Origin of the sequence: Pseudomonas sp. PvP025 (assembly GCF_017832155.1) — a bacterium.
Taxonomy (GTDB): Bacteria; Pseudomonadota; Gammaproteobacteria; order Pseudomonadales; family Pseudomonadaceae; genus Aquipseudomonas.
The window spans coordinates 1074111-1096026 of the sequence record NZ_JAFIBJ010000001.1 but is presented as its reverse complement, the minus strand read 5'-3'; the positions used below and the strand labels follow the sequence as shown (position 1 = coordinate 1096026).

The window sequence follows — 21916 nt, the reverse complement described above, 5'->3', positions numbered from 1 at the left end:
GCGAGCTCGCTCGCGAAAAACGCAAAAACACCGCGTTTAACCAGAACGCCAGCGTTACCGTTGGCGTTCTTCGCGAGCAAGCTCGCTCCGACCTGGGTTGAGTGGCCACCACCAGCCTCGCTGCAACCCGGCAGCCGCCAGCAGAATCGCCGCCACCCCCAGCCACTGCAGCCAGCCCAGGCGGTGACCAAAGGCAATCCAGTCCACAAAAATCGCCGCAATCGGGTAGATAAACGACAACGCCCCGGTGATGGCGGTCGGCAATTTCTGGATCGCCCCGTACAACAGCACATACATCAAGCCGGTGTGCACCACGCCTAGGGTGATCAACGCAGCCCAGGCAGTGTTTGCCACGGGCAAGTTGTTCCACGATACCAGCGGCGCCAGCAACACTGCGCCGGTGGTCACCTGGATCAATGCCATCAAATGCGGCGGCACGGCCTTCAAACGCTTGATGATCAGTGCCGCAATCGCATACAGAAACGCGGCGCCCAGCGCCAGTGCGATACCGGCCAGGTAATCCCCGCCGCCCTGCTGTTCGCCATGGGCGGTAACAATCGCCAGCATCCCCAGGAACGCCACGCTCAACCACGCCAGCTTCTGCACGGTGATCTTCTCGCCGAGAAACGCCGCCGCCAGCATCACCAGCATGAACGGCTGCACGTTGTACACCGCCGTGCTGATGGCGATGGACGCACGCGAGTAGGATTCGAACAGCAGCAGCCAGTTGTCGACAATGGCCACGCCGCTGAGCACCGCCAGGCCAAGCTTGGCCCAACTGAGCAGATCCAGGCGCAGGTAGCCAAGCAGCGCACACACCAGCAGCAGCGTCAGCGCACCGATCACGCAGCGCCAGAACACTACTTCGATTACCGACACACCAGACACCAGCACAAACCAGCCAATGGTGCCCGAAATCAGCATGGCGGCGACCATTTCCCATGACCCGCGACGGATGGATGCGTCCATGTTTGCAGCTCCTCAAGTGAGACTCAATTATGGCAAGCTGGCGCGCAGCCGCTCCAGCGACTAAAAAAGGCCAGACGGCGGAATTACCTGTTCTTATTAGGTGAACAGCATGATTGACACTATCGACCAGCAACTGATCGCCGCCTTGATGGACGACTCGCGCCTGTCCCTCAAGGCCCTGGCCGGCATCACCGGGCTGTCGTCCCCCAGTGTCGGCGAACGCCTGCGTCGCCTCGAGGAGCGCGGTGTCTTGACCCATTACACAGTCGATATCGACGCCCGGCACTTCGGCTACCTGCTGCAAGCCATCGTGCGCATTCGCCCCTTGCCTGGCAAATTGCAGGAGGTGGAGCGCCAGATCCAGGCGATCCCGGAATTCACCGAATGCGACAAGGTCACCGGCGACGATTGCTTCATCGCCCGCCTGCATGTGCGCACCATGGAACAGCTGGACACCCTGCTTGATCGGCTCAACACCTATGCCGAAACCAACACGGCCATCGTCAAGAAAACCCCGGTAAAACGGCGCTTGCCGCCGCTGGCCGGTTAATAATTGGTCTCACGCATTCACGTGCGCCCCCCGACGACCGCTCAACAACGTCTTGGTGTTCACAGATCAGCTCTAACCCATCAGCGCCTAATCAAACGTTTTAGTGAAACTATTACCTGCCAAATTAAAACGGCAAACCCCACATAAAAGATAAGGCTGACAAACTCCATTCCTGGATGTAAAAATTGTTTAAACGGAATTACACCGGCGGCAACATCATTCAAAAAGTCAGATATGTTTTCTATCGCCCCATTGGCACTTGGGTAGAGACTATACAGATAGTTTTCTTTTTGTTTTACCGTCAACTAATGAAACAGCAAAGCAAGAGCCGCGATCCAGATCAAAGGCCTTACATAGCTTTGCCCAAAATTTGACGCCCACTGATTACTTAGGTATACCCACTTATCCAGCCTGGACCCTCGACCCTCTGAAAGTTCTTTCTGTCTTCTTTTCATTTCCAGTGCAAAAAAGTAATTGGCCTCAATGTGAGCGCCATGGCTGTCAAGCGCATGCTTTATTATCCTGAACGTTTCCCTTGGCGTTCCATCATAACTCACCTTGGCGCGGTGGAAATTTGGCTGCTCTATAGTGTTTATTTTTTCAAGGTCCAACCCAGTATGAAAAGTCGCACCGCGAAAACTTGCAAACTGCATAAAAGTCACATAGGTAAAGTTTGCTGAAGCTGCTGCAGTCGGGTTACGGCCCGCGCTAAGCTCCACGCTCTTAGGGCTGCCAAATTGACACTCCTCGAAGCCAGCAAATGTATCAAATACGCTTTTACGCAAGGTAAAATCAACTACACTGGTCTTATAAAAATCCGAAACCTTCTCAAAATTGCAGTTTACTATCACCACCTTCCTTATAGAGTTTTCTTTGAGTTCAAATTTGCCCTTGAACACGCATGAACGGAGAAGCATGTGTTGGGTTTTTTGGCGATTAACATAAAAGCCGCTATGAAATATGCAATTTTTGGCTCGCAGATTTGATAACACAGACAAGTCCTGACTATCACCGTCTAAAAAATAGCCCCTTAACTCAGCATTCTCCAAGGTCACTCTCCCCTTGAAGTTACAGTTTGCAAAGAGCGGATGACTTATGACCAAACGTTCTTTTTTTTCATGACTACCACAGCGCACCTCGTCTAAAAACCTACACTTCTGGTATAAGCAATCACCATAGGCTTTATCTTTTCTCAAGTGCATATCTAAAACTTCATACTTGGCGGAAAACTGACAATCAAAAAAAGAAACTTTGGGACTTTTCAAAAGTATATTTCGCACGCCGAATGAACATTGGGTAAACTGAAGGCGACCAAAGCATTCAAAAATATCAAACAGCCGTGCACCGTCAATACCGCCTGGAAACCGAATATTATGGACGTGAAGTTCACTGGCGTTAAATTTTTTGAAAATGGCTAGCGCCCCCTTCATACGTCCTTTCTTATCAAGAGTAATGGTGCCTCTGTGCAGTTTGAAAGAGTCTTCAATAAAAGTGAGCAGTGCTTGCTTAAACGCTGGATACTGTGAAAATGACTCTGTTTTCTTAGTCGCCAGAATATGACCCGAGTGCAGATGATTCATAATGCAAACTCAAAAACCCGAGTGTATACATTCTGTCTCCATATGAACACCCGATGTCATATTACCTCTTGAAATGGTTTGACACGCACCTCATCCCATAGGCAAGAAGCTACGGAATAACCATCATGGAGGCCAAATGACCAGTCAGTGCAATGACGAGATAAGTATTCTCGTCAACACTGGCCGATTTTTATGCGTGTTCCACCGTTTGGGACGCCAGGTTTAAAGCGCATGTACGTGATTACCGGTAGGCGGTGCCCTTGCGCGTAACCTACTTGACGCGAAACAACCCGTACGCGGGCTGGTTCGCGATGCCAACAAGGCGGGTTATTGGGCAGAATTGGGTTGCCAGGTCACACTGGCTCATATGGGAGGTGCCCAGTCGTTGACCGAGGCGTTCAAGGGCGCGATGGGTGTGTTTATCCTGCTGCCGTCGGGAGCCGGGCTTTCCTGCTGCGCGCACAAGGCGCCCGACATGCGTTACCGCGTATGCGCATGATTGATAAGCTCAATGAAGGCTGGATCTGCTGGGAGCAGGCGGAGGTGCTGAAGATGGAAACCCGACGCTAAAGGTGCTACGGGAGTTGGTGGAACAGCACCCACCGATGTGAAAGTGCCGAACGCTCAAGAATGACAGCGTGGTTTGTAAGATGGCTTGGCCTCAGCCAAGCCGAGATACAACGCAACTGACTTATGAGGATTCAGCATCGGAGCGGCGTACCGGAATCCAATTGATTTCATCAAAGTCAGGGATCAAGAAAGGCGCATCGGCCTTCATGCATACATATCTACGCATTAATGTCATTCCCCCTTTCGTATCAATCTCTATTTCTCCACTTTCAGGGTCAAAAAAGACATGCGTTATGCCTTTGCCTTGTAGGATTTCTGAATCTAGCTTGTTCGTTGCGAAAGGGTTGTGAAAGACAAAAAGTCCATCGCCGAGCGTTTCATCAGGAGAACTTCCGCTGTACCGGGAGATGTCAAGCGTACCATAATAGTTCTCCTTGGTGACCCTTATGTATTTTTCAAGTGGACTATGACTCTCGCACAAACTGGACAGCTTACCAAGGGTTAACATGCAAGAATAAATCACTGCTGAAACATGCGAATTTTCCCTCCCGGAAAACAAACCCAGCGTCAACGGCGAGCCATTTGATTTAATAAACGACTCGAGATACTTATACTCCTTACCATAAGTATCCTCACCTAGAATCAATAAATTCTGCGTATCCTCTGGATCATAGTAGGCATTGTACAGTAGTGCGAGCATCGGTAAGTAGTAGGACTGCCCGTAGTTAACCTGACCAAAATCTCCGACGGCCACGACAAACGAGTTATTTGTTACCTGCGCCTTGTACTTTTCCTTGAAAACACCTAACTTGTAAGATATGGCATTAGATATTCTCACAATGGATTCATCCATTATTTCCGGATACTCGTTTACGCCATATATTTCCTCTGTAGTTCGCTCCTCTTCTGTTCTTGCCCCGTTGGCAATATTTGCAACCACGGCCTCAACAAAAAACGTGCTACTCCCTCTCTTTAGATGAAAGTCAGGTGATACTGCGCCCGGCAGTATTGCGATGTTCTCTTCGAGAAAAAGCTCGTTAAGATAAATCTCCCAAAATACCGTGTGGAAGGTAGTCTGAAATTCATTTATTGTTTTTTTCAAGCCGTCCTTGACCAAGAACTTTTTTATCCATGAGGATAATATAGTCCTCTCTGCCGTATAGGGAACATCCAGAAGAAATTTGAATTTTTCACTCAGCCGTTCATCATCGACATTAATGTCAAACCAATCCATTTTTTTAATCACTCGTTCTCCTTGTACTATCGGCCCGACAACCTGAGAGAGGTGATCATCATTTTGCAGTTCTGCGACTGAACTTCCCTGTTTTCCACGCCCAGTCTTTCCCCGCGAAAATAAAGTACTTCCCTGCAACGGTGTGACGCTTAAAGATTTTTTTCAGCTCTGACTCGACAAATTCAATAACTTTCGTGCGATCTTTGAATTTATCTTCAAACTCTACAACATAAATATTTGAAGGCAATTTAAGAGTTTTTTTCTTCTTCCCGGAAACGACCTTTGAGTATTCAAGGTCGTCTAGATCCCTAGAAATCTTCTTATAAACATTTGTTCCATTGGGTGACGTACCTACAGCCTTCAAATCAAAGGTGACCGTTATAAAATATCCCATGACTTTCCCTAATCCAAATGCCAACACATCGAGAATGATAGCCATGAGATATCATTGTATCAAGCCTATAAAAACCATTCAGGCAGATAATTTTTTGGCAGCGGCCAAGAGCCCCCGAAACTGTCGATAACGGATTTGCAGGAGTGAACGTTGAGCCACATCGGGAAAGTATCGTGTTTTTACAGGCATTCCCACCTGCAACAACTCTGCGTTCTGCCCTTTCGCCATAAACCCCAGTTTCGCCGCGCCAATACACGCGCTCAGTTCACTGCCGTGTAAGGTGTAGATCTCCCGTTCTAGAATATTGGCCAATAACTGCGCCCAGTATTCACTACGCGCCCCGCCGCCTACCAACGCAAATGCGCTGGCATCCGCACCACTCGACTGCACTGCATGCAACGCGTCCAGCAGGCCGAAACCGACCCCTTCCATCACCGCATACCCCAGCATCGCCGGTGTGCAGTCATGGCCCAGGCCCATGAAACCGCCACGCAGCAACGGGTCGTTGTGGGGCGTACGTTCACCCGCCAGGTAAGGCAAAAACAGCGGGGTGCTCAGCGGCACGCTCTCGGTGATAGGCAACTGCGCCTGCACCAGGTCCAACAGTGTTTGCTCATCCGCGGTACCGGTCAGGCGTGTCACCCAGCGCAGGCAGCTGGCACCGGCAAGCATCGCGCCCATGGTGTACCAGCGGTTGGGTAAAGCGTGGCAGAAGCTGTGCACGGCACTGGCCGGGTTGCCGGCGGCGTGGTCGGTGATGGCGACGATGGCCGCGCTGGTGCCCAAGGTAATAAAGCCGTCACCGGCATTGACCGCACCGATGCCAACCGCCGCCACCGGGTTATCGCCGCCGCCCCCGGCAATCACCACGCTGGGCGGCAGGCCCAACCCCCTGGCATTCAGTACACCACTGGCTGCGCCGCCTTCCACTAGCCGGGGCATGTGTGCCAGCGTCAGACCAGTGGCGTGAAGCATCGGCGCAAACCATTGGCGTTGCGCGACGTCCAGCCACAGCGTGCCTGCCGCATCCGACATATCGCTGATGCGCTCGCCTGTCAGGCGCAGGCGCAGGTAATCCTTGGGTGACAGCACGCAATCAATCGCCTGGAACACCTCGGGTTCGTGCCGTTGCAGCCACAGCAGTTTGGGCGCGGTAAGCCCGGCCATCGGCAGGCTGCCGGTGATGTCGGCAAAGCCAGCGCCCAGTTGCTCGGCCTCGGCCACCGCGCGGGAGTCGTCCCACAGGATCGCCGGGTACAACACGCGGTTATCGTCCCCCAGCAATACCGCACCGTGCATCTGCCCCGACAGGCCGATACAGGCCACGCGGCCGAAGGCCTCATGGGTGCGCAAGCTGCCCAGCGCCTGCAAGCAGGCCTGCCACCAGTCTTGCGGAGACTGCTCGGACCAGCCGCTATGACGGCGCGACACGCTCAAGCGCACGCCTGTTTGAGCCAGCACGTTGCCCAATGCATCCATGAGGATGGCTTTGAGTTCCGATGTACCCAGGTCAATACCGAGAGAAACAGGACTGCTCATACGCACGTGATTCCAATCAATGACAGCCACATGAATTGCGCACCTGCAGGCTCGGCGTCAGGCGTACGCTTTGCGTCGGCGCGCCAGGCGTGGCCATGCGTTGCAGCAACAGGTTGACCGCGCGCGTGCCCAGCGCCTGCACCGGCTGGGCGATCAACGTCAGGCGCGGCACGAAAAAATCCGCCCAGTCAAAATCATCGAACCCCACCAGCGCCATCTGCGTCGGCACTTGCAGCCCGGCGTCACGCAGGGCATGCATGGCGCCCAGGGTCATCAGGTTATTGCCGGCCATGATGGCCGTGGGCGGTGAATCCAGGGCCAACAGTTGCACGGTCGCCAGTCGCGCCGGCTCGGTGTTCGAGCCGCCGTTGACCAGCAGTTGCGGATCGAACGGCAACCCCGCCGCCTGTAACGCCGCCTTGTAGCCTTCGACACGTTCATCGGTGGTGCTGAAGCCCGGACGCCCGGCGATGAAGCCGATGCGACGATGGCCGTGTTCGATCAGATGGGCAATCAGCCCTTGGGTGGCCTGGGTGTTCTCCACGCCGATCTGGTCAAACTGCCCGCTCATCATGCGGTCCACCAGCACCGCCGGAATCCGGTTGGCGTGCAGGTATTCCAAGGCCATCGAGCCGTTCGACGGCGCCAGCACAATGCCGTCGACCCGCCGATGGTGCAGCGCCGTGATCACCCGCAGCTCCTGCTCCGGGTCATCGTGGGTGTCGACGAACAGCATCATGAAGCCATGCTTGGCGCACTCAGTTTCAATCGCGTGCACCGTTTCGCTGAAGTAATGGTTGGACAGCGCCGAAATCGCCACGCCGATGGTGCTGGTGCTCGACCGCGCGAGCGAGCGCGCCAGGGTGTTGGGGATGTACCCCAACGCCTGGATTGCCTGCTGCACCGCCAGCACCGTGGCCGGGCTGACCTTGCGGGTGCCGTTGAGCACATGGGACACCGTCGAGGTCGACACGCCCGCCCTGCTTGCGACGTCATCCATGGTGACCACGGCGCGGTTCCCCTCAACCAATCAACGTTTGCTCGACCAGCCGCTGTAGCTGCCGACATTGTCACGGGTGATCAGCTTGGGCGTGAGCTGGGTGACCGCTTCGGCCGGGGCCTTGTCGTTGAGCAGGTCATTGCCCACGTTCACAGCGGTTTGCGCCATGGCCCACGGGTCCTGGCTGGCGGACGCCTGGATCTGGGTGTCGGTTTTCAGGGCGTTCTCGATATCCGGCGCGCCGTCCACCGAGGTGATGATGATGCCGCTGCGCTTGAGCTGTTTGGCCGCCAGGTCACTGCCGATGGCTTGCGGGTCATTGATCGCGAACAGGCCGTCGATTTTCGGGAAGCGCGTGAGGTAGCCCTGCATCACGTTCAACCCGCCTTCACGCGAGCCCTTGCCGTCCTGGTCGTCGGACAGCACTTTCATGTCCGGCGCGCCGGCCAGCGCGGCTTTGCAGCCTTTGACGCGGTCGGTCACGGCGGTGACCTGCGGGCCGTTCTGGATGATCACGTTGCCCTTGCCGCCAAGCTTGTCCACCAGGAACTGGCAGGCTAGCCTGCCGGCTTCGACGTTGTCGGTCTGTACCGTGGCGTTCACGCCCTTGGCGTCCACGTCCACCGCCACCACGACGATCCCGGCGTCACGCGCTTTCTTGATCGCCGAGGCCATGGCGGACGGGTCGACGGCGTTGATCAGGATCAGGTCGACCTTGGACGAAATGAAATTGTCGATCTGCGAAAACTGCTTGCTCAGGTCATAGTCAGCCGACACCGAGGTGACCTTGACGTTGGGGTTGAGCTCCTTGGCCCGCGCGGTGGCGCCATCGGCCAGGGTCACGAAATACGGGTTGCCCAGCGAGCCCATGCTGATGCCGAGTGCTTTGAGCTCACGGGCTTCGACGGCTTGGGACATCAGGGCAGCCAGGGCCATTACGGGAAACAGGCGTTTGAGGTTCATGCGGGTCTCTCTTGTGATTGTTGTGTGAGGAAACTCAGGTGCGCGCACCGGATTGGCGATAACGGTCCAGCGCGACCGCGCCGATGATCACGATGCCCTTGATGATGTACTGCCAGATGTCCGAGACGCCCAGCAATACCAAACCGTTGGTCAACACAGCGATGATCAGCGCGCCGATCAGGGTGCCGCCGATGGTGCCGACGCCGCCGGTAAAACTGGTGCCGCCGAGGATCACCGCGGCAATCGCGTCCAGTTCATAGGATTGCCCCAGTTGCAGGCCGTTGGCGGCAAACAGGCGCGAGGCGCTCATCACCGCGCCGAGGCCGGCCAGCGCGCCGGACATGGCGTAGACGAACAGCAGCACCTTCCACACCTTGATCCCCGACAGCCGCGCCGCTTCCGGGTTGCCGCCCACCGAATAGATCTGCACGCCCATCACCGTACGGCGCAGGATGAACCACGACAGCGCGACCACCGCGACGGCGATCACCACCAGCCAGGGCACGCCGAGGATCGAATCGTTGCCAATAAAGGCGAACGGCAGGTCGGGGTTGAACACCGTCTTGTCATCTGCCAGCAGGCGCGCCAGGCCACGCATGGCGGTGAGCGCGCCGAGGGTGACGATAAACGGCGGCAGGCGCATGAAGGCGATCAACCCACCGTTGACCAGGCCCAGCAACAGGCCAAAGCCTACGCCTGCAGCGATACCAAACATGCCGAACTGCGGCGACATCGAGGCCTGCAACGCCACCACGGCGGACGCTGCGAGGATCGCGCCCACCGACAGGTCAATGCCCGCCGTGAGGATCACAAAGGTCATGCCCGCCGCCAGCACCACGTTGACCGAAGCCTGCTGGGTGACGATCGAGAGGTTCTGCAGGGTCAGAAAATTTTCGCTGGCCAGGGCAAAGCCCACCAGCAGCAGGACCAGCACCGGCAACATGCCGACGGTGCGCATCAGCTCGCGAACCCGTTCTGCCTTGCCTGTCGTTGTCGCTCCATTCACTTCAGCCATGCGCCACCACCTGATCGCCACCGGTGGCGAGGTCAATAATACGTTCCTGGGAGATGGCGTGGCCGGAGGCCCCGCCGACTTCGGCCACCAACTGGCCTTCGCGCATGATCAGCACGCGGTCGCAGGTGCCGATGATTTCCGGCAGTTCGCTGGAAATGACCACGATGCCAACGCCGGCCTGGGCCAGTTGATTGATGATGCGGTAGATCTCGGACTTGGAGCCGATATCGACGCCACGGGTGGGCTCGTCGAGGATCAGCACATGGGGCTTGACTTCCAGCAGCCGTGCCAGCAGCACCTTTTGCTGGTTGCCGCCGGACAGCGAGCCCACGCTGACCTTGCACGACGCCACGCGAATCGACAGCGACTTGATCGCGTCATTCGAGCGTTGCGCGGCGTGCGTACGGTCGAGCACGCCGCCGGCGTGGGCATCCGGCACGCAGGCGCACACGTTGATGTTGTCGGCCACGCTCATGTCGAGGAACAGGCCCTGGGCCTTGCGGTCCTCGGTGAGGTAGACCACGCCTGCGCGAATCGCATCGGCCGGGTTGCGCAGTTGGGTGACGGTTTTGCCCACCACTTCCAGGGTGCCGCTGGTGCGCGGGTCGGCGGCAAAGATCAACCGCGCCAGCTCGGTGCGCCCTGCCCCCACCAGCCCGGCGATGCCCAGCACTTCACCGGCGTGCAGGTCGAAACTGCAATGGCGCACACGCTTGCCATCGGCCATGTCACTCACGCGCATCACCACGTTGCCGGGGTTGTAGGCGGCGTGTTCCTTCTTGTAAAAGCCGGACAAATCGCGGCCCACCATCATCTTCACCAGCACCTCGGCCGACAGCGCATCGCGGGTCAGCTCGCCGATGTACTGGCCGTCACGCAGCACCGAAACGCGGTCCGACAGCTCGTAGATCTCGGCCATGCGATGGCTGATATAGATGATCGCCAGGCCCTGGCTGCGCAGTTGCTTGATCAACGCAAACAGGCGGTCGGTCTCGCGGGACGATAACGGCGTGGTCGGCTCGTCCATCACCAGGATCCTGGCGTGGGCATGCAGCGCACGGGCGATCTCCACCAACTGGCGCTCGGCAATCGACAGGCTGCTGACCGGCGTGGCTGGCGTGAACTCGGCACCCAGACGCTGCAGCACTTCGACGCAGCCGGCCTGCATGCCCTTGCGGTCGATGGTCCAGCCCCGGCGCAGTTCACGGCCCAGGTAAATGTTCTCGGCCACGCTCAGGTTCGGGCACAGGCTCAGTTCCTGGTAGATCACGGCAATGCCGAGGGCTTTGGCGGTCGCGGGGGTAAAGGTGGGAACGGGCTGGCCGTCGATGCGGATTTCGCCGCCGGGATCGGCCTGGTAAGCGCCGGAAAGGATCTTCATCAAGGTGGATTTGCCGGCACCATTCTCCCCCATCAAGGCGTGGATTTCGCCGGGGAAGACCTTCAGGCCGACACTGTTGAGCACGCGCAAACCGTTGAAGGTTTTGCTGATGCCCTGCATCTCAAGCAAGGGTTCAAGGCTCATTGATGAGCTCCTGGATTTATTATTTTTGTAATCGAGTGAGGCCGACTGTAGTCAGATACATTTGCTTACGCAAGCGCTTGCGTGTGCATTTTGTCGGGGGGTTAAACGATTCACCAACGAGGTTTGGCTTGTTTTTGATCTGTTGAATGCAGTGCTGGCTGCTGGATCTGCATTCGGTCGATCTCGGCTGTTTGGATGGCTGCGGTTGTCAGACCTCTATACACTGCCGGGCTACGCAAGGCGGGCCCTGGAACGATTCCAGCCTGGATACCACAGGACGAAAATAGCGAAATGATCGCACAGAAAAAAAGTCAGTATATTTCCATTCAAATGGTGCGCGGCATCGCCGCCCTACTCGTTGTTTTGTTTCACTCTCATATCGCAATAGACATGATGCCGGACGGGTACAAAGTTGATATACCCTTCGTCTATACCCGTGGGCATTGGGCGATTTATCTATTCTTTGTAGTCAGCGGTTTTATTATTACGCACGTCACGTCGGGAGAGAAATTCAAGCTCTTTCCTTTTCTAGGCAAGCGCATCATCAGGATCTATCCGATATGGTGGCTTTCCTTTGTTTTCGCATTAATTGGCGTGTATATATTCAACGTCTCTTTTTCATACGGAACTCCATTTAATACAACGTCCTATATCAACTCGCTACTGTTATTACCCAGCACGATAAAGCCTATAAATTCAGTAGGTTGGACGCTGATATTCGAAATTTTATTCTACTTCGTCTCAGCCTTGGTGCTGATTCGCTACAGCCACAGAATGTTGATGCTCACCCTTCTGCTGCTGTTCGGTATCGGCGCTGTCCTGTATTCCATTTCTCCAAGTCATCCCTGGCTCGTCAGCGCACTGGGGCACCACTTGTTTTCGCCGTTTCAACTGCTATTTGCGACAGGGATCGCGCTCTACCTGTATCAACGACAGTTGGCATGGATTCATCCAGCGGCAGGTTTCACTCTTTCCATTGCCACGGTTGCAGGAATCATCAATGCGCCATCAGCGGCATTGGGCTCGGGTGAGTTGTACTTTATTGTTGTCGGGGTCGCGCTGGCATCCAGTCTCCTGATAGTTGCTTTATTGAATACTGAACAGCGCGGCTGGTTGCACAGCACAAACAAAGCCATTGCAATCCCGGTGTCCATGCTGAACAGCGCGGGTAACTGCTCATTCAGCCTCTACCTGTTCCACTGGGGGATTTTCACCATAGTGGGTTCTAAAGCCACCCAAGCCTATCTGCAGCTGCCGGCCTGGACCGCAGAATTGTGGCGATTTGGCTGGATCGCTATTTCCATTGCGGTAGCAATGTTCATGTACCGATTCTTCGAAGCGCCGATTTCCCGCCATGGTGGCCGGATTATCCGCCGCCTCAGCGCCCCCTCGGGTCCAAGCCTTCCTGCCGATTCAAGGGAATGGACGACCCAGCACAAGGTGGCACTTGTGATCGAGATCCTGAGTCAGAAGATAACGGTCAAACAGGCTTGTGAAACATTCAACCTGGAACTCAAACAAGTTGAGCAGTGGCTGGGCGCCGCTCAAAAAGGTATGGAGGGGGCTTTTCAGTCGATCCCGCTGGATTCGCAAGCTCGCGGATAGGTGGACCAAATCTTTGGCGGCGCACTCTAACCAGGCGCCGCTTTTTAGCTCCACGCGCAAGGCGCAGGGGTTTCGGGTCAATTTCCAGCCAATAAAAAACCCCGTAGACGTTAATCTACGGGGTTTTCAAGAGTGGAGGCCGAGGTCGGAATCGAACCGGCGTAGGCGGATTTGCAATCCGCTGCATAACCATTTTGCTACTCGGCCTCAAACGATGAATATCTTTACCACCGACATTCACCGCATAAAAACTTGAGTGGGCTATAAGGGCCTGCCTCTACTCGAACAACTATAACTCACTATAACCTATTGAATACATTGAGGTTTTTAACGCCTCGTTGCGTTCGATGGGCGCCATTATGTACCGATTTACCCATGCCTGCAACCCCTTGATTTGGAAAATATTTCGCACCGCATCAAGGGGTTGCGCGCCTGCCCTACTCCTTTATGTGCTGGGTCTGGTAGTGCGGGTCGGCGTGGATCTGGGCGTCGGTGAACGGCAGTGGGCGCAGCTTTTTCTCGGCGAATGCCTGGGTCTGGTCGTTTGAATATTTCGAGTCGGGGTTGCTCGATTCGGAGAACGCGAGCACGCCGAGTGCCTGCGGGCCTTTGTCGTCGAAGGTGACGATTTGCAGGTAGCTGGTGCCGCTGACGACTTCGCGCTTGCCGTCGGCGCGGGGTACGGTTTGCATGGCGTTGTAGATGCCGAGTTCCTGCGGGCCGCCGTGCATCGGGGTTTGGCCGGAGACCTGGACGTCGCCCCAACGGCTCACGCCGAGTTTGCCGACGGCTGCGGTCGAGGCCAGCATGGCTTCGCGCAGGGCGTTGGCCACCGGCGCGCGGTCGATGGCGAGGCCGCGCGGGGTGGTGAGGGGGTTGGCGGGGTCGAAGGCGACGCGCCAGGCGTCGGGGGTTTGCTGCAGGTGTTCCATCAGGTTGATGAAGTGCAGCAGGCCCACGCCGCTGTCGAGGTTGGCGCGTTGGTCCCAGGCCTTGAGGCTGCTGCACAGCGGTTGCAGTGCGTCGGCGTCGCCGACCAGCTGTTTGGCGCAGAACGCCAGCAGGTCGGGCATGACCTGGCCGGCCAGGTACACCTCGTTGTCCATCACCAGGCCTTGCAGGTCGGTGACGCTGATCGGTTGTTTGTCCAGGGCATGCAGGCGCTGGAGGGCGAAGCGCGCACGTGGGCCGAGGCCGATGGAGTCCTGACTGATCACCGGGGAGAAGCCGCTCAATGGCGCCTTGGGGTTGACCATCCACGCGGAATCATTGGAATGCTGCACGTAGTCGGTGCGTTGCAACTGTGGCAACTGCTCTGCCGGGAGAATGCCCGCCTGCGCCGCGCGCGGGTCGATGTCCCAGGCGCAGGCGCTGTGGGCGCCGTCGAGTACGATCATTTGCAGGCCGGCGCGGGGGTCGCTGCATTGCGCCAGTTTGGCGGCGCTGACGTTGGGCACCACCGACAGATTCATGTACAGGCTCTGGCCCTGGTCATCGGCGGCGACCGTGTTCACCCACGGAATGCCTTGCAGGTTGTGCACCGAGGTTTGCAGGGATTTGAGGCTGTCGGCGCGGTTCATCGCGTACCACTGTTGCAGCACGCGGTCGTTATCCAGGTTGGCGTCGCGCAGGCTGAAGGCGTACCTGGCGTCCCAATCGAGTTTGCCGGGCCACTGCACCACCGGGCCGAACGGCGAGCTGTAAACGGTGTGGCTCACCGCCTTGAGGCTGCCGTCCGGCTGCTTGACCTGCACGGTGACCGACGTTTTCTTCAGGGCCACGGATTTGCCGTCCAACAGGTAGCGCGTAGCGTCCTTGGGGTCGAGCGTCAGCCGGTACAGGGTGAAATGTTTGGACGTGTCCACCGTGTGCGTCCACGCCACGTGCTGGTTGAAACCTATATTCACCACCGGCAGGCCCGGCAGTGCGGCGCCCATTACGTCCAACTGGCCGGGGATGGTCAGGTGCATCTCATAGAAACGCATGCCGCCCACCCACGGAAAATGCGGGTTGGCCAGCAGCATGCCACGGCCGTTGAATGAGCGATCACGGCCCACGGCGACGGCATTACTGCCGCGGTCCAGACTGAAACGCTGCTGATTGGCCGCTGCCGTTGCAAACGCCTTGGCGTCGGGCTGTACGGATGCGGTGGCCTGGGGTGGCGTCGCACCCACCAGCGCTTCGGCGAATTGACCAACGCCGCCTTCCACCAGCAGCCTGCGGGTCAACTTCACCAGGTCGTCGGCTACCAGCGGGCGCACCCAGGCACCCTGGCATTGCGCCGGCGCGCCCTGCTCTTGCAGATAACGGTTATAGCCGGCCACGTAGCCTTCAATACGCTGTCTGATCTCCGGGCTCTGGGCTTTCCAGAACGCCGCGACGGTCTCCGGCGTGTTCAGCCAGGTGAAGAACACATCGCTGGCGAGGTTGTTGCGCTCTTCCAGGGTCGTCTGATCGGGACCGAAGAACCTTGCGCGCTGACCATTGACCGTGACCACTTCATTGGCCAGCAGGCACAGATTGTCCTGGGCGTAGGCGTAACCGATACCGAAGCCCAGGCCGCGCTCGTCAGTGGCGCGTATGTGCGGCACGCCGTAGGTGGTGCGGCGGATATCGGCCGACGCCTGCGTCACCTGCTCCCGTGCCGATGCGGTCAGGCTCACCCCCAGCAACAGCCCCGCCATGCACACCCTGGACAACCCGTTGGTAATAATCACGCAGACTCCACAGTCAAATTGAACACCCTCACCGGGGGTAACCACCCCACCGTAAGAACGCAAAAGACCGTGCACAATTTAGCCGCCGGAGCGCTTTATTCCGTGTGTTTGCCTTGTGACAAAACCGATACCGACAAAATTTCTACATTCGCCACTTCATGATTTTGCTCGCTCGTTCGTCTTATTACCTAAGAGCGCCATCATTTTCCTGATCAGGCTCTGATAAGGAGTTTTTGCATGTACAACCCGCCAGTGACCACGGATGGACATTCATCGGCCACCGATGCCAAGTTCGGCAGCGGCACCCAAGCGTTCGGCAAGACACCCGAACAGCAAGGCAACCAGCGTATTCGCCATTTGCTCAAATGTTTTGGCCTGCGTACCAGCCTGATTCGGCTGAAGGTCATCGACGCCCTGCTCACCGCCGCCGACAACCAGCGCACCCTGGGCGTGCGCGGGGTGCACGGCCACCTGCTGGAGCTGGGCATCCCGCTGTCGTTTCTCAGCGTGCGCGAGGTGCTCAAGCGCCTGTGCAGCGAGGGCGTGATCACCCTCAATGCCGACAAGAGCTACAGCCTCCACGAAGAGGCCGCCAAAGTGCTCGAAGGCCGCGCCTGACTCCACTCAGAAGTTGGGCTTGACCTTGCGACGCATGATGCCGTTGATCACCACCACGACCACCGCGATGGCAATGGCGAGGTACTGAAAGGTTTTTTCGCTGATCACGCCCGTGTTCTGCAGGTAGGACAGGCCGAACATCGAGCCCAGTACCACCAGGGAGATCAGAATCGAGTACTTCAAGCGTTGCTTTTGGGTCATGACAGGTTCCTGAAACGTTAAGAATGTTGCACCGGGGCCTGATATTACAGGCGCTGAAAAACTTTGGCTTGTCTGACTGACACGCTGAGGGGCTATGGGGCGTACGAATTTTCTTGCACCATCGTACCTAAAGCTCCTACAGCCCAAGCCGATACCCCTACGAAGCTCCAAAAAAGCCGCGTCAACAATAAACGCTTCGTAAGGACGACCCCATGCCCCCACTGCGCTCCATCCAAGCCCGCTATACCCTGTTTCTGCTGCTGTTCGTTCTGGTGTTGATCGTGTTGACGGTGGTCGGTATCGGCCAGTTGGTCGCACCCACGTTGCGCCATACCGAAGAACAGGTGGTGCTCAACCGTGTCGCGCAAGTGGCCGAACGTATCCAGGGCGAACTGAACAAGGTCCAGGCCCAGCAACGCAGCATTACCCAGACCATTCCGCTGCTCGACAGCGATGCCATCGACAAGGTTCTGCCCGGCCTGGTGGACCAGTACGGCGAGCTGAAGGTGTTTGGCGGCGGCATCTGGCCGTTGCCCAACCAGCGCGCGCCGGGGCGCAACAAATTCAGTACGTTCTGGCACCGCGATGCGTCGGGCAAGCTGGCGGTCAATACCTTCTGGAACAGCGACCCTGCACCCAACTATTACGATCAAAGCTGGTACAAGGGCGGCCTCGCCTCCCCGCCCGGCCAATGCGCCTGGGCCGCTGCCTACAAGGACGACGCCAGCCAGGAGCCGCGTACCAACTGCGCCATGGCGATCCAGCGTGATGGCGCCGCCTATGGCGTGTCCACCATCGACGTGACCCTGGGGTTCTTCAACGACCTGGTGGCCGCCAAGGAAAAAGACATCGGCGGGCAGATGCTGATCGTCGAAGGCGACGGCAAGATCATCAGCAACAGCACCCGTTTCAGCAGCCCGGTGGTGTTGAAGAACATCAGCGAACTGACCGGCACCTCGGCGTTTGCCACCCAGGTCAGCAAGGCCCTGAGCCAACGAGAGCAAGGCCTGCAGCGCAGCGAGTTCGACAACGGCGGCGTGGCCAGCACCTTCTATATGCGCCCGATCGAGGGCACACCGTGGTTCCTCGCGACCGCCCTGCCCACCTCGCTGATCACCGCACAACGCGATGACGTGCTCGGCAGCCTGGCCCTGCTGCAAATCCCCATGGTGTTGCTGCTGGTGCTGCTGGCCGCCTACGCGATCCGCCAACTGGTGCAGCGCATGAAGTCGCTGACGTCCAACATCGACGCGCTGTCCGCTGGCGATGCCGATCTCACGCGGCGCATCACCATCCGCGCCGAAGACGAAATGGGCGCCATCGGCCACTCGGTGAACCGTTTTATCGTCTACCTGCAAAACATGATCGGCGAAGTGACCCAGGCCACCGGCGCCATGTCGTCGGGCCTTGAGCAATTGCAGCGGACCTCGGCCCACACCAACCAGATCCTGGTGCGCCATGCCAGCGAGACCGACCAGACGGTCACCGCCATCACCGAAATGAGCTCCACCGCCGACACCGTCGCGCAAAACGCCGCCGAAACCGCGGCCTTCACCCAACGCGCCAACGAGCATGCCGACCGTTCCCGCGTGGTCGTGGGCGAAGCATCCACCAGCGTCAGCGCCTTGATCGGCGAAGTGTCCAGCGCCACCCACAGCGTGGAAAACATGCGCCAGGACGCGGCGCGCATCACCGAAACCCTCGGCGTGATCGGCGCCATCGCCGGCCAGACCAACCTGCTCGCGCTCAACGCGGCCATTGAAGCGGCGCGCGCGGGCGAGCAAGGTCGTGGCTTTGCGGTGGTGGCCGACGAAGTCCGGGCACTGGCCGCACGCACCCAGGCCAGCACCTCGCAGATCAATGAAATGCTCGCGCGCTTGACCAGCGGCGTGAGCTCGTCGGTGGCGGCGATGGAAAATACCCAGGCCAGCTGCCAGTCGGCGGCGGACGCCACGGCGCGGGTGAATACCGGGCTGGATGAGATGGCCGGTTCGGTGGCGCACATCAACAACCTCAGCACCCAGATCGCCACGGCCGCCGAGCAGCAGAGCGCAGTGACCGAGGAGATTAACCGCAGCATGGTGCAGATCCGACAGATGGTCGAAGAGCTGGTAGAGAGCGGCCATGCCACCGAAACCAATACCCAGAGCCTGATGGAGGCCAATGGCCGAGTGATCAGCCTGATGGGGCGTTTCAAGGTGCAGTAATAAATTTATGAAACACTCCCGTGCACAGCGCGGGAGTGGGACTATTCTGACAGCTCAAGGATTTCGCCACACAGGAGGTGTGCCATGCGCACTGCCGATTGCTCGGTCCGTCTGGAGCGGATCAGTCAGGAACGCTTTCTCCAGGCCCCTATCGACGCCGTCTACGACTATGTGACCCAGCCGGATCACTGGCACGAATGGCACCCTACCTCCCTCAGCGCTGACACCGGCACCCGTGGTTCCCTCGCCGCCGGCGCACGCTTTGGCGAAATGATCGACCTGCTCGGCGTGCGTGTGCCCCTGAGCTACCGCGTGCAAATCGCCCAGCCCCCTGGCGAGTTCAAGGCCGCATTCACCTCGGTAGCGGTCGACGGCTCCATCCACTACTTCCTGCAACCCTATCGCGACGGCACGCTGTTCAAGCGTGTGCTCACCTACGAAACCGAGTTGCAACTGGCCACCTTGCATGCGCGCATGGTCGAGCTGTCGGCGCTTGCGCTGGACCGGCTCAAGCAACGGCTGGAGAATGCCTGACCCCTCCACGGTGAAACCCACGATGAATCCTCGCACTTGATCGGCTACCTCGGCCTGTTCCTCGCGGCCTTTGGCGCCGCCACGCTGTTGCCGCTGCAATCGGAAGCCGTGCTGGTCGGGCTGCTGCTGAGCGGTGACTACGCACTGGGGTGGCTGCTGGTTATCGCCACCCTGGGCAATGTGCTGGGTTCAGTGGTCAATTGGCTGCTCGGCCGTTGGGTGGACCATTTCAAGGACCGGCGCTGGTTTCCGGTCAACGCCAGGCAGTTGGAAAAAGCACGTAACAGTTATCAGCGCTGGGGGCACTGGACGCTGTTGCTCAGTTGGGTGCCGATCATCGGCGACCCACTGACCCTCGTCGCCGGCGTCATGCGCGAACCGCTGTGGCGATTCCTGCTGCTGGTCACCCTCGCCAAAAGCCTGCGGTATGGTGTACTCGCTGCCGTGACGCTGCACTGGGTATTAATTCCTGCTTAATCCGCTGTAAACAGCATCCGGACACCCTTTTCTGGAGTATTGCTCATGCCTCTGATCCGCGACATGTTCATCACCGGCCTGCTCGCCACTGGCGCCGCCTCAGCCTTTGCCGCCACCTACGGGCCTGAACTGCAAGGTTTTCAGTACCCCTATCCGCTCAAGCACTTCAAGTTCGAATCCCAGGGCACGTCCCTGCAGATGGGCTATATGGACGTGCCGGCCAACGGCACGCCCAATGGCCGCAGCGTGGTGCTGATGCACGGCAAGAATTTCTGCGGCGCCACCTGGGAAGGCTCGATCAAAGCCTTGAGCGATGCCGGCTACCGGGTGATCGCCCCGGACCAGATCGGCTTTTGCACCTCCAGCAAGCCCGAGCACTATCAATACAGCTTTCAGCAATTAGCCACCAATACCCACCAACTGCTGGAACAGCTCGGCGTGAAAAAGGCCACGATCATCGGCCACTCCACCGGCGGCATGCTTGCCACCCGTTACGCACTGATGTACCCGGCACAGACCGAACAGCTGGCGATGGTCAACCCGATTGGCCTGGAAGACTGGAAAGCGCTGGGCGTGCCCTCTATCAGCGTTGACCAGTGGTACGCGCGTGAGCTGAAAGTCAGTGCCGAGGGGATTCGCAACTACCAGCTCAACACCTATTACGTCGGGCGCTGGAAGCCGGAGTACGAGCGTTGGGTGGACATGTACGCAGGCTTGAGCAACGGCCCGGGGCACACGCTAGTGGCATGGAACTCGGCGTTGATTTACGACATGATCCTCACCCAGCCGGTGTATTACGAATTCAAAAACCTGAAGATGCCCACCCTGTTGCTGATCGGCACGGCCGATAACACCGCCATCGGCAAGGACGTGGCCCCGCCCGAGGTCAAGGCCAAGCTTGGCGATTACACCGTGCTGGGCAAGCAAGTGGCCAAGCTGATTCCCAAGGCGACACTGGTGGAATTCCCGGGCCTGGGCCATGCGCCGCAGATGGAAGAACCGGCTCGGTTTCACAAGGCGCTGTTGCAGGGGTTGAACAGCCTTTAATCCAACTTTTTTCGAGGCACTCGTGAATGTCGGTACAGATCGCAGTCATTGATGATTGGCAGGACGTGGCCAGTGGCGTGGTGGATTGGTCGGCGCTGGCGCAGGTCGGGCAGGTGCACTTCCTGCATGACTACCCGGCGGACACGGCGGTGATGATCGAACGGTTGAAGGCCTTCGACGTGATTTGCCTGATGCGCGAACGCACGACCTTCGACCAGGCGCTGCTGCAAGGCCTGCCCAACCTCAAACTGCTGGTGACCGGCGGCATGCGCAATGCCGCCATCGACATTCCCGCCGCCAAGGCGCTGGGCATCCCGGTGTGCGGCACCGACAGCTATAAACATGCGGCGCCGGAGCTGACGTGGGCGCTGATCATGGCCTCGACGCGCAACCTGCTTGCCGAAGCCGCTTCGCTGCGGGCCGGTCACTGGCAGGTCGGCCTGGGCGGCGACCTGCACGGCAAGACCCTGGGCATTCTCGGCCTGGGCAGCATTGGCCAGAAAGTCGCCAGGTTTGCCCAGGTATTCGGCATGCGCGTGATCGCCTGGAGCGAAAACCTCACGCCCGAGCGCGCTGCCGAAGTCGGCGTGACCTGGGTGAGCAAGCGCCAGCTGTTCGAGCAGGCCGATATCCTCACCGTGCACCTGGTGCTGAGTGCCCGCAGCCGCGGGCTGGTGGACGCCGAGGCGCTGGGCTGGATGAAACCGACGGCCAGGCTGGTGAACACCGCGCGCGGGCCGATTGTGGATGAGCAGGCGCTGGTCGAAGCCCTGAGCGCCGGGCGACTGGCCGGGGCGGCGCTGGATGTGTATGGCGAGGAACCGTTGCCGGTCGATCACCCCTTCCGGCGCTTGCCCAATGTGCTGGCGACGCCCCATGTTGGGTATGTCAGCGAGCAGAATTACCGGCAGTTCTACCAGCAGATGATCGAAAACATCCTGGCCTGGGCTGAAGGTGCGCCCTTTCGCGTGCTGGCATAACCGTCCGCCGCACCATTGCAGGGCAGCTCTGGCTTGATTCGGAATGAACAGGCCACTGTGGCGAGCAGGCTTGCCCTGCGCTGGGCTGCGTAGCAGCCCCTTCTGCAAATGTGTGATCGCTGAGGGAGCGCTGCGCACTCCAACGCAGGGCAAGCCTGCTCGCCACAACAGCGTGTTCCACAACAGCCTGC

20 protein-coding genes and 1 tRNA gene are annotated in these 21916 nt (G+C 58.4%); 9 read left to right on the top strand and 12 right to left on the bottom strand.

Features of this window, described 5'->3' with window-relative positions; all coding sequences use genetic code 11:
• Positions 1 to 54: 54 nt before the first annotated feature.
• Entirely contained in the window at positions 55 to 969 is a 915-nt protein-coding gene (locus JOE32_RS04415; protein ID WP_209981796.1) for a DMT family transporter, read from the bottom strand.
• A 109-nt stretch (positions 970 to 1078) separates the two neighbouring features.
• On the opposite strand from JOE32_RS04415, the gene JOE32_RS04410 reads away from it, so the two are divergent.
• The gene (locus JOE32_RS04410) at positions 1079 to 1519 is read left to right on the top strand and encodes an Lrp/AsnC family transcriptional regulator (RefSeq protein ID WP_209981795.1); all 441 of its coding nucleotides are present in this window, start codon (positions 1079 to 1081) and stop codon (positions 1517 to 1519) included.
• Positions 1520 to 1824: 305 nt separating this feature from the next.
• On the opposite strand, the gene JOE32_RS04405 is transcribed toward JOE32_RS04410, so the two are convergent.
• Entirely contained in the window at positions 1825 to 3099 is a 1275-nt protein-coding gene (locus tag JOE32_RS04405; protein WP_209981793.1) for a hypothetical protein, read from the bottom strand.
• A gap of 301 nt (positions 3100 to 3400) precedes the next feature.
• Between JOE32_RS04405 and JOE32_RS04400 the strand changes: the two genes are divergently transcribed.
• Complete coding sequence (locus tag JOE32_RS04400) at positions 3401 to 3598, top strand: hypothetical protein (protein ID WP_245229187.1); 198 nt, start codon at positions 3401 to 3403, stop codon at positions 3596 to 3598.
• Between the two features lie 192 nt (positions 3599 to 3790).
• On the opposite strand, the gene JOE32_RS04395 is transcribed toward JOE32_RS04400, so the two are convergent.
• From JOE32_RS04395 to JOE32_RS04365, 7 genes are read right to left on the bottom strand one after another with little or no spacing between them, the layout of a single operon-like run.
• Positions 3791 to 4915: a hypothetical protein gene (locus JOE32_RS04395; RefSeq protein ID WP_209981791.1), complete on the bottom strand. Its 1125-nt coding sequence runs from the start codon at positions 4913 to 4915 to the stop codon at positions 3791 to 3793.
• A 46-nt stretch (positions 4916 to 4961) separates the two neighbouring features.
• Complete coding sequence (locus JOE32_RS04390; RefSeq protein WP_209981789.1) at positions 4962 to 5342, bottom strand: hypothetical protein; 381 nt, start codon at positions 5340 to 5342, stop codon at positions 4962 to 4964.
• Positions 5343 to 5375: 33 nt separating this feature from the next.
• The gene (gene xylB, locus JOE32_RS04385; protein ID WP_209981787.1) at positions 5376 to 6836 is read right to left on the bottom strand and encodes a xylulokinase; all 1461 of its coding nucleotides are present in this window, start codon (positions 6834 to 6836) and stop codon (positions 5376 to 5378) included.
• A 16-nt stretch (positions 6837 to 6852) separates the two neighbouring features.
• On the bottom strand, positions 6853 to 7845 hold the full coding sequence (locus tag JOE32_RS04380; RefSeq protein WP_209981786.1) for a LacI family DNA-binding transcriptional regulator: 993 nt from the start codon (positions 7843 to 7845) through the stop codon (positions 6853 to 6855).
• Positions 7846 to 7866: 21 nt separating this feature from the next.
• On the bottom strand, positions 7867 to 8799 hold the full coding sequence (locus JOE32_RS04375) for an ABC transporter substrate-binding protein (RefSeq protein WP_209981784.1): 933 nt from the start codon (positions 8797 to 8799) through the stop codon (positions 7867 to 7869).
• A gap of 34 nt (positions 8800 to 8833) precedes the next feature.
• Positions 8834 to 9814 (bottom strand): ribose ABC transporter permease, encoded by a 981-nt coding sequence (locus JOE32_RS04370; RefSeq protein ID WP_209981782.1) that lies wholly within the window; start codon positions 9812 to 9814, stop codon positions 8834 to 8836.
• Positions 9807 to 11339: a sugar ABC transporter ATP-binding protein gene (locus JOE32_RS04365; RefSeq protein ID WP_209981778.1), complete on the bottom strand. Its 1533-nt coding sequence runs from the start codon at positions 11337 to 11339 to the stop codon at positions 9807 to 9809. The genes JOE32_RS04370 and JOE32_RS04365 overlap by 8 nt, the downstream gene beginning before the upstream one ends.
• Positions 11340 to 11630: 291 nt before the next feature.
• Between JOE32_RS04365 and JOE32_RS04360 the strand changes: the two genes are divergently transcribed.
• On the top strand, positions 11631 to 12944 hold the full coding sequence (locus JOE32_RS04360) for an acyltransferase (RefSeq protein WP_209981774.1): 1314 nt from the start codon (positions 11631 to 11633) through the stop codon (positions 12942 to 12944).
• A gap of 133 nt (positions 12945 to 13077) precedes the next feature.
• Here JOE32_RS04360 and JOE32_RS04355 read toward each other — a convergent pair.
• Both JOE32_RS04355 and JOE32_RS04350 read right to left on the bottom strand, forming a co-directional pair.
• Positions 13078 to 13151, bottom strand: a tRNA-Cys gene (locus JOE32_RS04355).
• Positions 13152 to 13381: 230 nt separating this feature from the next.
• Positions 13382 to 15661: an acylase gene (locus JOE32_RS04350; protein ID WP_307495625.1), complete on the bottom strand. Its 2280-nt coding sequence runs from the start codon at positions 15659 to 15661 to the stop codon at positions 13382 to 13384.
• 237 nt (positions 15662 to 15898) lie between these two features.
• On the opposite strand from JOE32_RS04350, the gene JOE32_RS04345 reads away from it, so the two are divergent.
• Positions 15899 to 16279, top strand: coding sequence for a fe2+ zn2+ uptake regulation protein (locus JOE32_RS04345; protein WP_209981772.1), 381 nt, complete (start codon positions 15899 to 15901; stop codon positions 16277 to 16279).
• Between the two features lie 6 nt (positions 16280 to 16285).
• On the opposite strand, the gene JOE32_RS04340 is transcribed toward JOE32_RS04345, so the two are convergent.
• Positions 16286 to 16480 (bottom strand): hypothetical protein, encoded by a 195-nt coding sequence (locus JOE32_RS04340; RefSeq protein ID WP_209981770.1) that lies wholly within the window; start codon positions 16478 to 16480, stop codon positions 16286 to 16288.
• 212 nt (positions 16481 to 16692) lie between these two features.
• Here JOE32_RS04340 and JOE32_RS04335 point away from each other — a divergent pair, with 212 nt between their 5' ends.
• From JOE32_RS04335 to JOE32_RS04315, 5 genes are all read left to right on the top strand, one after another.
• Positions 16693 to 18687 (top strand): methyl-accepting chemotaxis protein, encoded by a 1995-nt coding sequence (locus JOE32_RS04335; protein WP_209981768.1) that lies wholly within the window; start codon positions 16693 to 16695, stop codon positions 18685 to 18687.
• Positions 18688 to 18771: 84 nt separating this feature from the next.
• Positions 18772 to 19221 (top strand): SRPBCC family protein, encoded by a 450-nt coding sequence (locus JOE32_RS04330; protein ID WP_209981766.1) that lies wholly within the window; start codon positions 18772 to 18774, stop codon positions 19219 to 19221.
• 39 nt (positions 19222 to 19260) lie between these two features.
• Positions 19261 to 19698 carry a YqaA family protein gene (locus tag JOE32_RS04325; RefSeq protein ID WP_209990326.1) on the top strand — a complete coding sequence of 146 codons (438 nt, stop codon included), beginning with the start codon at positions 19261 to 19263 and terminating at the stop codon, positions 19696 to 19698.
• A gap of 45 nt (positions 19699 to 19743) precedes the next feature.
• On the top strand, positions 19744 to 20745 hold the full coding sequence (locus JOE32_RS04320) for an alpha/beta hydrolase (protein WP_209981764.1): 1002 nt from the start codon (positions 19744 to 19746) through the stop codon (positions 20743 to 20745).
• A 26-nt stretch (positions 20746 to 20771) separates the two neighbouring features.
• Positions 20772 to 21725 carry a D-2-hydroxyacid dehydrogenase family protein gene (locus tag JOE32_RS04315; RefSeq protein ID WP_209981762.1) on the top strand — a complete coding sequence of 318 codons (954 nt, stop codon included), beginning with the start codon at positions 20772 to 20774 and terminating at the stop codon, positions 21723 to 21725.
• Positions 21726 to 21916: the final 191 nt, after the last annotated feature.

What these genes read in the sequence shown, in the direction of transcription:
- JOE32_RS04405 (WP_209981793.1), bottom strand. Translation starts at nt 3,099, where the DNA reads ATGAATCATCTGCACTCGGGTCATATTCTGGCGACTAAGAAAACAGAG.
- JOE32_RS04345 (WP_209981772.1), top strand. Translation starts at nt 15,899, where the DNA reads ATGTACAACCCGCCAGTGACCACGGATGGACATTCATCGGCCACCGAT.
- JOE32_RS04365 (WP_209981778.1), bottom strand. Translation starts at nt 11,339, where the DNA reads ATGAGCCTTGAACCCTTGCTTGAGATGCAGGGCATCAGCAAAACCTTC.
- JOE32_RS04415 (WP_209981796.1), bottom strand. Translation starts at nt 969, where the DNA reads ATGGACGCATCCATCCGTCGCGGGTCATGGGAAATGGTCGCCGCCATG.
- JOE32_RS04330 (WP_209981766.1), top strand. Translation starts at nt 18,772, where the DNA reads ATGCGCACTGCCGATTGCTCGGTCCGTCTGGAGCGGATCAGTCAGGAA.
- JOE32_RS04410 (WP_209981795.1), top strand. Translation starts at nt 1,079, where the DNA reads ATGATTGACACTATCGACCAGCAACTGATCGCCGCCTTGATGGACGAC.
- JOE32_RS04315 (WP_209981762.1), top strand. Translation starts at nt 20,772, where the DNA reads ATGTCGGTACAGATCGCAGTCATTGATGATTGGCAGGACGTGGCCAGT.
- JOE32_RS04320 (WP_209981764.1), top strand. Translation starts at nt 19,744, where the DNA reads ATGCCTCTGATCCGCGACATGTTCATCACCGGCCTGCTCGCCACTGGC.
- JOE32_RS04360 (WP_209981774.1), top strand. Translation starts at nt 11,631, where the DNA reads ATGATCGCACAGAAAAAAAGTCAGTATATTTCCATTCAAATGGTGCGC.
- JOE32_RS04390 (WP_209981789.1), bottom strand. Translation starts at nt 5,342, where the DNA reads ATGGCTATCATTCTCGATGTGTTGGCATTTGGATTAGGGAAAGTCATG.
- JOE32_RS04375 (WP_209981784.1), bottom strand. Translation starts at nt 8,799, where the DNA reads ATGAACCTCAAACGCCTGTTTCCCGTAATGGCCCTGGCTGCCCTGATG.
- xylB (WP_209981787.1), bottom strand. Translation starts at nt 6,836, where the DNA reads ATGAGCAGTCCTGTTTCTCTCGGTATTGACCTGGGTACATCGGAACTC.
- JOE32_RS04370 (WP_209981782.1), bottom strand. Translation starts at nt 9,814, where the DNA reads ATGGCTGAAGTGAATGGAGCGACAACGACAGGCAAGGCAGAACGGGTT.
- JOE32_RS04340 (WP_209981770.1), bottom strand. Translation starts at nt 16,480, where the DNA reads ATGACCCAAAAGCAACGCTTGAAGTACTCGATTCTGATCTCCCTGGTG.
- JOE32_RS04335 (WP_209981768.1), top strand. Translation starts at nt 16,693, where the DNA reads ATGCCCCCACTGCGCTCCATCCAAGCCCGCTATACCCTGTTTCTGCTG.